Source organism: Caloranaerobacter azorensis DSM 13643, assembly GCF_900129995.1.
Classification (GTDB): Bacteria; Bacillota; Clostridia; order Tissierellales; family Thermohalobacteraceae; genus Caloranaerobacter; species Caloranaerobacter azorensis.
Window position 1 is genome coordinate 40,421 of the sequence record NZ_FQXO01000012.1, and the last position, 15,701, is coordinate 56,121.

Consider the following 15,701-nt stretch of genomic DNA (forward strand, 5'->3'; position numbering starts at 1 on the left):
TACTCCCTAGCTTAATTATCTTTTGAAGAATAATACCTTAACTACTCCGTCTTCCATTAAGCAGTATAATGTGTCTCTGTTATCTCCTTCATCATCAACATCTGAGAAGTCTGCTTCTTCGAATTCAGCTTTTCCATCTTTATTAATTTCTACTCTGTATACTAATGCATCATCAGCAACTTTGTAAGTTACATCGTTTATATCAAAGTAACTTCCTGAAACTGAGTCTTCATCAACTGTACCATCTACAACACTGAATCCTGCTACTGTTATAGAACTCATGTTGTCATATACTGCATCAGCTACAATCTTAATTTGATCATCTGATAATAATTCGTAAACAACTACTGTATTTTCGTCTTTTTGCTCTTTAGCTTTGTATGTTTCTGTTCCATCTGGAGTAGCTATTTCATATTCATATTTATATCCGCTTGAAGCTATTTTATCTCTGTCTAGAACAAACGCTACTTTGTACTCTTTAGTTTCGCCTAAACTTACATTATTAGAATCTGTTATAAGCACAACATTTGCTTTTACTTTATCAGCTTTGAATTTTATACCAAGGTCATTTCCAGCTGTCTTTTCAATGTCTTCCCACTTAACATATTCAACAGTACCATCATCTTTAACTTGGAACATTACTGCGTTATCTACATAAACCTTATTTGCAGCTTCTGCTACTTTAATATAATCATATTTAGAACTAAATTCTTTAGCTGTATAATCTGATAAGCTACTAACTTTTTCTGCTTTAACTATCTCTTCATCTTCATTGATAGTAAACTTATAGAATGCATTTAATTTTGATGTTTGTTTGTCGTCAGCTTCCTCATTATATTCTTTTAATCCGTCAAATTTTTCGCTACTGTCATCGTTGCTAGGTATTGACACTTTATAAGTTACTTCTTTGATTTTATCATCAACTATCTTTTCTACTTTTACTCTTTCATCTAATTTGTCACCTTTAGCTACTACGAAACCATAGAATGTAGTTGTATCTTCTTCAACATCTGCTGCAATGTATACAACGTCTCCTTTGTTATTTAATAAAGCTTCAACATCTTTATCAAATAACTTATCTAAACCTTCTAAATCTGTACTGCTGTAATGTTCTCCTTCATCTGTTGACATATAAATATTAGATGCTACATCAATGTAATCTCCATCTATTCTTACTTGTTTATCATCACTGTCTATTCTATCGAATTCACCTTCTACTTTCTTATCTGTTGCTACAATGATGTATTTATCTGAAGCATACTCTTTATAATCGAAATACATACCTTCTTCAAGGTCTTTGTATTCAGCTGCTTCACCATTTATAACAACTGTCATTTTCTTAGCATCATCTAAATCTCTTATTGTTTTAGTTCTGTTTCCTTTAGTGTATACCAATTTGCTGTCTTTTACATCTTTAATTAAACCAGCTTCTTGTGGATCATAAGCTTCGATAGTTACTATCTCGTCTCCATTTAATACAATTTTAGCAAATAATCCGCTAGTTAATTTTTCATCATCATCTAATTTAGAACCGTCTTTGTACACTTTAGCTATTACTTTATCTTTGTCATTTAATGCGATATCATATGTTTTACCTTCGTTAAGAAGTTTGATATCTTCTAATTTCTCAACTTCTACATCTTTAGTATCTCCATTGATTTTAGCTATATAGTCATATTTAACTGTTGACTTAACTGTAATATCTAAAACTTTTCCGCTTTTAACCCATAATTTAACTATTGCATTTTCTAATCCAGCAAGTTTAATTCCGTCTAATACTTTGTACTCTTCTTTTTCTGTATAAGCTCCGTCTTTTTTCTCATTTACTACTATTTCTTTTTTATCTGTGTCTACTGAAACAACTTGAGCTTCAACAGTACTTAAACCTAATTTGTCAAGAAGAGTTTTGTCTGATTCTTCATATTGTTTTAAGTCACCATATCCTGTTTGAACCATCATTTTTACATCTAATGAATTGTCTAATAATTGAGCTACTATTCCTCTTGGAGCTGCAAGACCAATTACTCCATCTACACCATCAGTTACATCTTTCTCATCAGCTAATGCTAAATAACCTAATGGATATCCTCCTCTGTCTTCAGCAGCAGGCTTATATCCTAATGCTCTCATGATTAATGTTACTGCTTGTTCATAAGTTACAGGAGCATTTGGAGCAAAAGTTCCGTCTCCCATACCATTAACATAACCTAATTTTGAAGCTATGTTAATGTATCCTGATGCCCAGTGATCTGCAGGAACATCAGTGAATTGAGTAGCACCTTTAGCTGCATCAGCTGCTGCTTTTAAGTTTAATGTTCTTATAACTGCAGCAGTGAATTCTGCTCTTGTAATAGAATTGTTCGGTCTGAAAGTTCCGTCTGGATAACCGTTTAAAACACCTAGTGCAGTTAATCTAGCAACTGCATCTTCATATTTTGTACCTTCAACATCGCTTGGAGTAGCCGCTAAAGCAAAACTGAAAGTTCCAAGCACTAATGAAAGTACTAAAACTAGTGATAAAATCTTCTTCATTGTCAGAGTCCTCCTCCTTTTTGTATTTTAATTTTAATTGTGAAGAAGTTTGATCTTTTAAAGATATGTAGTTAGACTGCAACTTCTTCTTAACCAGCCTAACAGATTTTAAGGCATATTCGATAATGCCTATATCATATCACTAATTATAGCATTGACTAGATAATCAGTCAATGGGACAAGTTTTATTGTAATAAAATTGTAATATTGTGTAATTTTTTTGTCCTGCTACACTACCTATTATATATTAAAAAGAAGCAATTTACTATTACAATTATGTTACAGTTTAATTGCATTTATAAGTCATTGCCTCTCTTAATTATTACAAAAAAAGTATTTCTCCATAATATAGAGAAATACCTTCTTTACCTAAAAAATAAAAGTTAAACGATCATTAATGTTTAGTTTTAGCTGCTTTAATAAATTCTCTAAATAATGGATGGCTGCGAGTAGGTCTTGATTTAAATTCTGGGTGAAATTGTGATGCTACAAACCACGGATGATCTTTAAGCTCTATTATTTCTACTAATCTCTCATCTGGCGAAATTCCACTTATAATTAATCCTTTTTCTACTAATTTATTTCTAAATTCGTTACTAAACTCATATCTATGTCTATGTCTTTCATATATTAATTCTTCTTTATAAGCCTCTTTAGCTTTAGTGCCATCTACTAATTTACAAGGATATAAACCTAGCCTCATTGTTCCGCCCATTTCCTCTATATCCTGCTGTTCTGGCATAATATCTATAACCGGGAATTTTGTATTCGGATCAAGCTCTGAACTATGTGCTCCTTTAAGTAAGGCTACATTTCTTGCAAATTCTACTACTGCCATTTGCATACCTAAACATATTCCCAAGAAAGGTACTTTATTTTCTCTTGCATATTTTATCGCACATATTTTCCCGTCTATTCCTCTATCTCCAAATCCACCTGGCACAAGAATACCATCAGCATCTTTTAAAACTGACTCACAATTATTTTCATTAATTTGCTCTGAATGAATCCAATCTATATCTATTTCTACTTCATTGGCTATACCGGCATGTCTTAACGCTTCTGCTACAGAAATATATGCATCTTTTAATTCAACATATTTACCTACTAATGCAATTTTCACCTTTCCTTTTGGGTTTTTGAGCCTTTCTACTATATTTTCCCATTCAGTAAGGTCAGGCTCTCCACATTTAAGCCCCAAATGTTTTATAATCATTTGAGGAAGTCCTTCTTTTTCTAACATTAACGGTACTTCATATAGTGTCTCTGCATCTAAATTCTGTACAACATTGTTATAGTCTAAATCACAAAATAGTCCTATTTTTCGTTTTATTTCCTGCGAAAGCGGTCTTTCTGTTCTGCATACTATAATATCTGGCTGTATACCTATACTTCTAAGTTCTTTAACACTATGTTGAGTAGGTTTAGTTTTAAGTTCACCCGCTTTAGCCAAATATGGTACTAATGTAACATGAATATACATTACATTTTCTCTACCTACATCATATTTTATCTGCCTAATAGCTTCTAAAAATGGTAGACTTTCAATATCGCCGACTGTACCGCCTATCTCCGTAATAACTACATCTACTTCTTTTTCTTTTGCGACTCTAAATACCCTCTCTTTGATTTCATTTGTAATGTGAGGAATTACTTGAACCGTTCCTCCTAAATAATCCCCTTTTCTTTCTTTTTTAATTACAGACCAATAGATTTTGCCTGTTGTAACATTACTATTTTTGCTTAGGTTTATATCTATAAACCTCTCATAATGTCCTAAATCTAAATCAGTTTCTGCTCCATCATCTGTTACAAATACCTCACCATGCTGATATGGACTCATAGTACCTGGGTCAATATTAATATAAGGGTCAAATTTTTGAATAGTAACTTTAAGTCCTCTACTTTTTAATAACTGTCCAAGAGAAGCAGCAGTTATCCCTTTTCCTAAAGAAGATACCACACCGCCTGTAATGAAGATGTATTTGGTTGGCATTTGATAACCTCCTTTTTATACCTACATAACTATAGTATTTTATCCTACGTTAAGAAATATGTCAATGTTTCGATAATACATATTATACTCAAAATAACAAATTAAAAAGCATGCAAGTTAATCTCACATGCTTTTTTAACTTTTATTATCTATACTTCAATATCTTATTCTTCCAAAAGCACCTCCACAGCTTTTTGCAATTGTTTATCCTCATTATCCGGTCTTGCATATTCAATAATAGCTTTAGTTAAAGCATCTTGAGTCGTAAAATCTAATACTCCATAACTATATAATCCATGGTCTTTTTGAAATTTCTTTATTGCTTCAAATGTTACTTCATCAAATACCCCATCAGGTTTATTTACTTTATATCCTAATATTTCTAATATCATCTCTGCACCCAATACATCTAATCCTACAACTCCCATTGTTGGTTTTCTTGTTTTATCTAAAGTAGGAATCTTTGATAAATCTACTTTTGGCTTTAATGTGTTTTCTATTACTATATCCGGTTTAATACCTACCTCGTTAACCTTTCTCATTTTTGGGGTTAGGTACTCCGCTATTGTCATTTTTATACCACTACCATCTACTAGTGGAAAAACAGTCTGTACTGTACCTTTACCATAAGTCGTAGTTCCTATTATTATACCTGCCTTCGAATCTTGGATTGCTCCTGCAAATATTTCTGATGCACTAGCACTGCCACCGTTAACTAATACGGCTAGTTTATATTTGGGTTTTTCTAAATTCGAATTATATGTTTCAATAGTTCCATCTGCTTTTCTAATATTAACAATAGGACCTTCAGGAACAAAGAATTGAAGTACATCTACAACCTCATCAAGATATCCGCCGGGATTATTCCTTAAATCTATAATTAATTTTTTTATATCCTTTTCATCAAATATTTTTAATATATTCTTTAAATTTTCATATGTATTACTATTAAATTGTGATATTCTTATATATCCTATCCCATTATCCATAATCTTATATGTAATTGGATTTATCTTTATTATTTCTCTAGTTATATTAAAGTAAATGATACCATCTACACCTTTCCTTATTACTCCTAATTTTACTTGTGTTCCAGGCTTACCTCTTATCAGCGATGTCGCTCTATCTACTGTTACACCTTTAATATCAATATCATCTACCGTAACAATCCTATCTCCTGGCTTTATTCCTGCTTTAGCTCCAGGTGTCCCGTTAATTGGCGATATTACTGTTATATATCCATCTTTTTCAGTAATCTGAATTCCTACTCCTCCAAAATTACCCGATACCGACGTATTAAATTCCTTAAATTCCTCTGGTGAATAATAATTACTATATTTGTCAAGTTTACTGAAAACCCCTTTTATTGCACCCTCTATAAGTTCTTCTTCTGTAATTTCTCCTGCATAATTTGCTTTGACAAATTCAATTATTTGTCTTAGATATTCTAAATCTTTCGCTGGAATTTGAGTTTCCTCTCCATTTGCATATATAACACTACTAGAAAAAATTATAATAATAGAAAGTAATAATGCTGAAACTCTTTTTAGACGCAATCTCACCATCTCCTTCTGTCATAATCACTTAAAAATATTCTATAAAATCTGTTGAAATCCTTTCAAAAAAAGAAAACTCCTGATGGAATATTCCACCAGGAGCTTTCTTTACATTCTATTAAGCACTTCTAATAATCTATAAATCATCACTGCAGCTTGTGCTCTATTTGCAGTATCTTTTGGTGCAAATTTATTTTCCCCAACACCATTAACAATTCCCTTATTATAAGCTATACCAACTGCTTCTTTAGCCCAGTTAGAAATTTCCTCTTTATCCATAAAAGATAATTGTGAACTATAATCAGCATCCGGATTTAGATACTTCATAGCTCTGACTATCATTGTAGCCATTTGCTCTCTAGTTATCTCTCCATTTGGATTAAAGCAACCATTATAACCTTTCACAATGCCTAAACTTGCAGCAGTTTCTACTGAATCCTTATACCAAACATTTCCTTTTACATCTGTAAACGTAACTTCATTTTCGCCTTTTTCTAAATCTAATGCATAAACTAATAATTTAGCAAATTGAGCTCTTGTGATATTAGCATAAGGAGCATAATGTTTATCATCTACACCATCTATTATATGCCTTGCTGTTAAAACTTCTACTGCTTCATTAGCCCAAGGAATATCTACATCAGCAAAAACTTTATTATATTCCATAACTGTATATTTACTGAAATGTCCTGCTTTAAAAGTAATAGTTCCATTTTGGCTTGGTAATCCACCAACATACTCCCAAGTCTTTGTGGACTCGTTCAAATAGTAAACTCCTAATTTCTTGTAATTTTTCACCTTATCTTTATTGTAATTAATTGTTATGATAAGTGGCTTTTTAAATATTAGTTTAGTTTCTTTTTCTCCTTTAATCTGAACTAATTTAAAATCGAATATGTTTGAAACTGGCAAATATCTGACGTTTAACTCTTTTAAGTATTGATTAGCTTCTTCCTTTTTGAGCTTTCTAACCTCAAAACTTATTTTTGAATTTTCTTCTAAACGTAAAGCTTCCGGTTCTATTTCTACTTTAACTTGATCTATATCTATCTCTATAACCCTGCCTTTTTTGCCAATTTCGACAACAATTTCAGAATCCATGTTTATAGCAACTCTGTCGGCATCTTTACCACTTGTAGCATTTATTATTAATTTATTCTGATTATCTTTTTCTAATTGTTTCATTAATTTTCTATTGTCTATTTCGAATGTAGCTAATATATTTCCATTTTTATCTTTTTCAATGGTTAATTTACCCTGTTCTGTTTCTTTTACTTCTTTACCCTTATTTTTACTTGCACCAGACGATGAAGAACCTCCGCCTCCACCGCCACCACCTCCGGTAGAAGGCTTTTTAGCTATATTAAATGTTTTTTCCACAGTAATCCCTAACGCTTCAGCCTGTACTTTATATACTCCTGTAGCCTGCTCTGGCATAGTCTTATACTCTACACTGAACTTACCTTCACTATCTGTCATTAATTCTTTTACAAATTTAATTTGATCATCATAAAAAATTTTGATTATAATCGGTGTATATGATACAATAGCACCTTCCTTATAAGCTACACCACTTATCTTTACTGTGTCACCACTATAGTATTTTGTTTTATCTAATTCTAATATTAATTCCGATGTCGGTTTGTTTTTCTCTACCGTAAAATGTACAATCTTAACTATCCCTACTGAACTTATATATATATCGTACTTGCCATAGGCTATGTCCTTATTTAATTTAAAAACAGTTCTGAAATCTCCATTTGAATCAGTCATAAGCTCCTTAACGAAAACTTTAGATTTATCTTCTTCTCTTTCTATAACAATAGTTACTGGTGTATTTGAATAGCCATTACCATTCTCTTTGACTTTACCAAAAATCTCAACTTCACTTCCCGGTAAAAGTTTGTCTTGAGATAAGTTAACCTCGATTTCATATTGGGAACTAGCTGCTATCGATGAAAATGCACTTACAAACAAAACAGTAAGTATCAATATTACAGAAAAAAACTTCTTCAAACCTTCCTGCCCCCTTTTGTTTTCATAATTGTATTAGAGGGGGGATTGGTCCCCCCTGATTTTAGAATCCTACTCTATTACGAAAGTTGTAGATTGCGGACTTGAAAGTGAAGTTGTATCATCCCAACCAGACCATACATAAACATCTACATTGTAAGTACCATTCTCTTTTACGCCAAATCCTGAACTCAATTTAACTACTTGGCCTGCCTGTAGATTATCCATTTGTACAGTTGAAATGTTTACAACATATCCATTATCATCAGTTACTTGGATAACTAGCATTGGATTTTGTGGACTAGGTCCTAAGTTTTCCATAGCGGCTTCTACTGCTATATATCCTTCTCGCTTGATTACTTCAACATTTCTTATTTTAATTGGATAATTATATACTGTAAATGTCGCTTCTTTTGTTGCAATATTCTCTTCTTTTATAGCCTTAAATACAACTTTATACTCACCATTTAATTTCTTAAACTCATCTGGACTCCAACTTGCATCAAATGCTGTTCCAGTTTGATTGAATACTTTAACAGTTTCATTGTTTGGATCAATAATACTTACTTCCCAAGTAACTTCTTGATTTGCCTCTGCTCTGATATTTACAGGTCTTTCACTGCTTATATCAGAATCTGGAGTTACTGATGTATTAGTAATAATTACTTCTTGATCTAATACAGGGTCCTCTTCACCTTGCTGTTTTCTATAAACTTTATATTCTTTGTATGTTACATTACCCGCAGCATCTTGTGCCTCTATTCTTATTATGTTGTCGCCATACTCAAGTTTTACTTCATAATTCTTCAATTCATAACTAGCTGGTTCTAAATCTTTGAAGTACTCCCATTCTTGTTGAATATTCTTTATAACATTGCCATTTACCTTAACAAGTAAATCTGGGAAATTCTCTGTAATATCAGCAGATATATTTACACTATCTACTGTATAATCTACTATTCTGTCTTTTGGTTCTTCAGTTACATTAATAACTGGAGCTGTAATATCTATAAATACTTTATGTTTAAATTCAATATAATTATCTGCAACATCTTTTGCTTCTATATTTATTTCTTGCATACCTTCTTGTAATTTTAATACAGTTTCAAAATCGTATTTTCCAGTTCCCTCATTATATACATATTCAACATCTTGACCATTGATTTTTAATTCTGTAAGTTCAGAATCGTCTTTCACTGAACCTTTAAACAATATTTCAGAAGTATTATATATGCCAAAGTATTTAGGAGTTTCAATGAATATATATGGTATAGTTTTATCTCCTGTATTTATAGGTTCTGTATCTACATGATTCAAACCGCAGTCATAAACTCTTACTATAAATTCATGTACTCCTTTATATTTTGAAATATCAAATTCTCCTTTTGATGATTCTTTTAATACTTCTCCATTTTCTATTAATTCATATTTCAAAATTGGATAATCTCCATCATTAGCTTTTACAACAATAACATCTTTATCTTTATCATATTTTACTTCTTCAATAACTGGTGGTACAGTATCTATCCTTACAGGGAATTGTACTGTTTGCCATCTTGAGTTAGGATAGTCTATCCTAGCCCTAACTTCATATATATATTCTCCATCGTCTGCTAATTTATTGTTTATAATACCATCCCATGACCAATTATCCTTAGCATAGTATTTATTACCTCTTCCACCATCAAAATAGTTCTTTCTAATATATTCTTCATAAGCTAAATCTCTAACTTTATTACCATCTTTATCCAATATATTAATATCTAATTCTCTTGCATTTCTTAAGAATGATAATAACGGAATAATACTATCTGCTACTCCATCTCCATTAGGTGAAAAAGCTATTTTTGTCTTGTCTGGGCCGTCTGGAGTATAGCCTAAGAATTTATAAACTTTTTTCTCCCCACTTTCATCTAGCCATGATATTACTGTTAGTCCATAGAATGACTTATTATCTTCATCAGCATCATAATTTGTAACATCTATTACAGGTGCATCATCCCAATCTCCATAAAAACCTACATATGGAATACTTAATTCAGGAACATTATCATCAACTGGTACCAATCTTACAAATCCATCGATAAATGTACCATTAGGGAATACCTCACTAAGTGGTTTCTCATCCCACCAATCTACAGTATCTGTTAAATCAATTGTTACATCAAAATCTATAGACTCGCCTGCTGGTATTTCTAATACATTATATACGTTGTCAATAACTGTTCCATCTGTAAATTCAAATGTTATTGGGAATTCACCAACACCAGTGTCCTCGTCAATTGTACCTTCTTTATATACACCCTGAGGTTCTAAATAATTCGAACCTTTATAAATAAAATCTGTACATACAGTTCCATATACTGCATAACTAACAGTCTCATCGCCAAAATTCTCTACAGTCAAAGTAAATGTTGTTACATCTCCTATTTCTTTTAGATTAACCTTACTTAATCCCGTATCTTTATCTACTACTATAGCAGGTGTAGTAGTCGCTGCATAAAGATCCATTACACCAGCACCTTGTCTTCTAGGTGAAGTATAATTTTCTAATCCAAAATAATCATAAATAACTCCTTTATTTATATTAGGTTTAGCCGTACTCATCAATATATTTTTAGCCATTTTTACTCTATCTGGCCCTGTTAATCCAAATTTTTCGTCTATTCTTTGAAGTACTAGAGCCGCTCCACCTGATACATGCGGCGCTGCCATTGAAGTTCCGCTCATAATACCGTATTTATTATTTTGTAGAGTTGAATATATTTGTCCGCCAGGAGCTGTTATTTCAGGTTTAAATTCAAGATTTGGAGTTACACCCCATGAAGTAAAATCTGACATTTTACCACTATTAGGATTTAATATAGTTTTTCTGTCACCTTTAAATTCAATCTTATTTTTACCCTCTTCTATTAATTCTAATAATTTTGAACCATCAGTATTTCCTATAAATATTGCTGGTATTTTCCCTTCTTCAGGATACATCATATGGATTAGATTATCTCCACCTGACTCATGATTAAATACTATAACACCTATTGCTCCATTATTTTGTGCATTCATTATCTTATCTACAAAAGCATACGAGCCGCGCTTTATTAAAGCTATTTTACCTTCAAGATCGACATCTTCAAAATCTTCCTGAGTTCCACCTAATCCGCAATATACGTACTCTTGAGGACCATCAAATACTTCTACTGGATCATAAGAACCTGCTAAAACATACCCAGCTAACTGCTGTTTCCCATCTTCATCAGAATATGCTAATGCCTCTGCTTTAATATGAGTATTTTCAATAGAAGCAACCTGTAGTGATTCTGCTGTAAGCCCCGGAGAACCTACAACCCCAATATCTGGGTTTTGAACTAGAGGATCAGCATATCCATCTCCTATATGATTTGAGTTACCAGCTGAAATTGATACTAATACTCCATTTTCAACGGCTCTAGTTACAGCCTGTTGTTCTGGATCATCTGGTAAAACAAAAGCTGCAGTTGAACCCAAACTCATATTTATAACATCTGCACCTAATTTAACAGAATCATCTATTGCTTTGATGATTATATCTCCAAAAGTCGAAGGCATGGAAGGGTTATTACCGAAAACTTTCATTGCTAAAAGCTGAGCTTCAGGTGCTATCCCTTTGATTCCATTTTCATTTTCGTTCCCATTTGCACCTACAGTACCAGCAACATGCATACCATGCATTGATGCATCTGGCCCAAGGTCTAATATCTCAAAATTATTATCCATATAGTTATATCCATATGGAACCTTGTCTGTAAACCATTTACCAGGAAGCTCTTCATTTGAAATTATGTCTTCTACCTTTCCTCTATTCAGTTTAGCTTTGTCAGGATTAGTTAATTTCATATCTTTATGGCTTGGATCAATACCTGTATCAACAATAGCTACTACTGTACCCTCACCATTATATCCTAAGTTCCATGTCTCTACTGCTTCGACCATATCTTTACTTGTTTCCATTTCTGGTTCTGGTCTGCTGTATTCATTTGCTATTGTAACTCTCTTTACTCCCGGCATTCTTTCAATTCTCTTTGCTTCCTTAAAAGTTGTTGTTGCACTAAATCCGTTAACTACATTAACAAAACTATTATGATACTCAATATCAATATTTTTTTCCTCAATGTTTTCTTTAATTCTCTCCTGCATGTTAACTAAATCATCAGTGATTACCCTAGCTGTCTGTTCGCTTAATTCGTCTACTTTAACTCCATATTCTGTTGCATATTCGATTAATGGTCTTCCCTCTAATTCAACAATAATCCTTACATCATCATCATCCTGTAATCCTTTAGCTCTAGGATCGGCTTCTATACTATGTCTATTAAGAGATTCTCTTAAAGTATTTAAGTTTGACTTATAAATTTTATCGATCGGCGAAGCTAATGCTGTGCCAAAAGTTCCTATTAATACAGCCAACACTAACAAAATTGAAAAAATCCTTTTATTTCTCAACTCCATCCCCCTCTTTCTAAAAAATATTATAAAGACAATAACAAAAGCAGAAAAATTAATTAATTATACTCTCCAATCCCCCCTTTTCTCATATTATTGCTTATTGTTTAAATATTTAAAATTTTCTATCTTTCTAAATATTCTATATATATTTATATTTTCCTCTATTTACTTTAAAATTTTTTATCGACATTTTTCGACATATTATCTCAAATTTAACTTTTATTAATTATCTACAAAACATAAAAAAAGAGCGACTATACAGTCACTCAAGTATATTACATGTCAACAAGTCCATCTTTATTATTCTGATTATTTAACCCGCCTATAACGTTAAATGAATATGAATCATCTGCAATATATTTTTTATCGATTTCTATCGTAAGGACATTGAAAGTTATTACTTGTAAATTCATCTCATACTTATTTGAAGATTCTACTTCTATATAAATATCATATTTACCTTCTTTGCTTCTTATTATTTTTTCAACAGCTACATTATATCCAGGGTTAGGTAATTTTTCATATATAGTAACGATTATCTTATCGTCATTATTTTTTACACTAATCTTTCTATTTATTTGAGTATATACTTTTTTATTATCTATTACTTTAAAAGGTATATTACTTTTATCCATTGACAACTCTCCTTCTAATCTTTGTAGTAATAAAACTGCTTCAATCTGTGATACTTCATTATTAGGCTTAAAAGTCTTATTTGAATAGCCTTTAATCAAACCTAATTTATAACCCTTCAAAATATCTATTTTATATTCTTTTTCAATATTATCTAAGTCCGTAAATGGATTTGTTAAATCATATATTTCTTTATTACCTTTGCAAATTTCTAAAGATTTAACTAATAGACTTGCTACTTCCTTGCGAGTAATATTCTCATTCTCTGATTTCTCATCATTTGCATTTCCTATTATCTCTTCATTCTTATTATTATACCTTTTTATCAAACTTGATAGTGAGTGGTAAAAGTTTTTTCTAGATATTGCCATGTTAGGAGAAAAATTTTTATAATCTGCTTCGGACAAATAGGAAAAATATTCATTAAAAAACTTTTTATCTACAAGTTCTTCAGCCCAGTGTCCTTTCAATGCATCTTCAAGACTAGCCAATGAGATAGTAGAATTGAAAATTAATAAAATAGAAATAGAAAAAATCACAAACTTATTTTTTTTATACATTATAATAACCCCCCTGTTATAATTCTATAATTATATTATACCATTGGGATTATAGGCAAATATTTCATTATTGTTACAAAAAAAACACACTAAAGTGTGTTTTTTAATCCTAATAGCCCAATATCATGTCTCTATAATATGTTTTAAAATCCTCTTGTAAATAGCTAATGAATCTATTTAAGAAAACTGCTGCTTCTGCTCTTGTCATATAATCGTTTGGATAAAAATATCCTTCGGGACTGCCTTCAGCAAGTCCTATTTGTTGTGCTACATATATAGCCTTTTTAGCCCATTTAGGTATTTTTTCATCATCTCTAAATCTCGTTGTAAATGGCGGATTAGGCGCTAATCTTTCTATACCTAACGCCCTGATTATTATAGTTACAGCTTGTGCTCTGGTTAGGTTCCCCTTTGGCATAAATTTGTTATCTCCTATTCCGTTCATTATCCCTTTTTCTTTTATCGCTTTAATATATTCATAATCAGGATTTTCTCTAGTTACATCACTAAATACTGGTGGATTAATCTCTGGTTTTACATATGATCTTTTCGGTTTCTTCTCTTCCTTAACCAGATTTACTGCTTTAGCTATCCACTTAGCAAATTCCTGTCTCTCTATTGGCAAATTACCTCCAAAATATTTATTATTCGCATCTATTATTTGAAGTCCTGCTAATTTCTTAATATCTTTTTCTGCCCAATACCCTTTTATATCTTCAAATTTAGGAATATACATTTTCTTCTGTGTAGGATGAGTTTCAAATCTCTCTACACCATTTCCTTTGTTTCTTAACTTCGCTACAACACGCTCCTGCTCTTGCTCCGTTTTATCTAGATATGGAAGATTATATTTATACTCCATTATCGTCTCTTCTTTCTCTGTAAGAGTATAGCCACCATCAAAACTCGATAGATATGCAGCATTTTCAAAATACTCAATATTTTTAGTTCTATTAAATGAAACATCTATATCTGCATATCCAGACCACTCCAAAGTGGTATCTCCTGAATTTAAAGTATAATTTATGTCTTTATGAATTTTTTGAGTCTCTGTTGCTCCCCAATAATGGTCATAACCATATATATTTCCTGTAATTTCTACTACCACTTGTCCTTCATCTTTATTAATCGAATACGTCTTGGTCCCCACCCAATTACCTGAATAAAAAGCAACAACAGGCTCACAATCATCTATAGTTGAATTATGAAACTGATAATCCACTAACGTATAAGTCGTCTTGTTCTTACCATTCTTTATTACAATCTCCTCATCATAATCTAATATATTATTAACTTCAACTATCTGACTCGGATGAGAACTTTGATCTATTATCCTTTCTAATTCTATATCCCTCTCTAGAGTAACTTGTCCATCTTTACTGGATAATTCATATTTATATTGCAATCTTTTATCTTTTATCTTTATTGCAACAGTTCCTTCTAAAAGAATAGGTTCACCGGTCAAGAAAATTACTTCTTTATACTGTTTAGTTTTCTTGTAGTCCATTTCATTTTTATGAATTCCACCTTCAAATCCCGCATTATTTACTTTAGCATAAACTATAAACGGATTAAGCATTAGCACTAACACTAGTATAACTGATATTTTCTTCATTACGACACCGTTGACTTATATCTATAAAAATCTTATAGAAAGCAACGCATACCTATAAATCTTTATAGATTTATAGGTCTTATCCGATACTTCTATTATGAGGCTATAAGCCTGCATAACTCGAAGTCGCTTTCTACTTTTATAGGATTGCACAGCTTAAAATTAAGCCAACGGTTTTCACCTCCTGCTTTGTATCTCTGCTGTGCTTTTTTACTGCCCAATATACATATATTCCTTGCTCCGTTTAAATTAGCATTAACAATTTTATTTACAACTTTGTCTTTGAATAACCCTCGTTTAACTCGCTTCCCATT

The 15,701-nt window shown here is 31.7% G+C and carries 8 protein-coding genes; all 8 read right to left on the reverse strand.

The window, feature by feature from the left end:
• Positions 1–15: 15 nt before the first annotated feature.
• Entirely contained in the window at positions 16–2,532 is a 2,517-nt protein-coding gene (locus BUB51_RS03155) for an S-layer homology domain-containing protein (RefSeq protein ID WP_073195424.1), read from the reverse strand.
• A 394-nt stretch (positions 2,533–2,926) separates the two neighbouring features.
• Positions 2,927–4,528, reverse strand: coding sequence for a CTP synthase (locus tag BUB51_RS03160; protein ID WP_073195426.1), 1,602 nt, complete (start codon positions 4,526–4,528; stop codon positions 2,927–2,929).
• 164 nt (positions 4,529–4,692) lie between these two features.
• On the reverse strand, positions 4,693–6,084 hold the full coding sequence (locus BUB51_RS03165) for a S41 family peptidase (RefSeq protein WP_159430372.1): 1,392 nt from the start codon (positions 6,082–6,084) through the stop codon (positions 4,693–4,695).
• A gap of 108 nt (positions 6,085–6,192) precedes the next feature.
• Complete coding sequence (locus tag BUB51_RS03170) at positions 6,193–8,100, reverse strand: S-layer homology domain-containing protein (RefSeq protein WP_073195429.1); 1,908 nt, start codon at positions 8,098–8,100, stop codon at positions 6,193–6,195.
• 69 nt (positions 8,101–8,169) lie between these two features.
• Positions 8,170–12,576: a S8 family serine peptidase gene (locus BUB51_RS13555; RefSeq protein ID WP_073195430.1), complete on the reverse strand. Its 4,407-nt coding sequence runs from the start codon at positions 12,574–12,576 to the stop codon at positions 8,170–8,172.
• 278 nt (positions 12,577–12,854) lie between these two features.
• On the reverse strand, positions 12,855–13,772 hold the full coding sequence (locus tag BUB51_RS03180) for an S-layer homology domain-containing protein (RefSeq protein ID WP_073195432.1): 918 nt from the start codon (positions 13,770–13,772) through the stop codon (positions 12,855–12,857).
• Positions 13,773–13,881: 109 nt separating this feature from the next.
• Positions 13,882–15,387, reverse strand: a complete 1,506-nt coding sequence (locus BUB51_RS03185; protein WP_073195434.1) for an S-layer homology domain-containing protein — start codon at positions 15,385–15,387, stop codon at positions 13,882–13,884.
• 95 nt (positions 15,388–15,482) lie between these two features.
• On the reverse strand, positions 15,483–15,701 hold a 219-nt coding region (locus BUB51_RS12975), incomplete at its 5' end, for a hypothetical protein (RefSeq protein ID WP_200791876.1).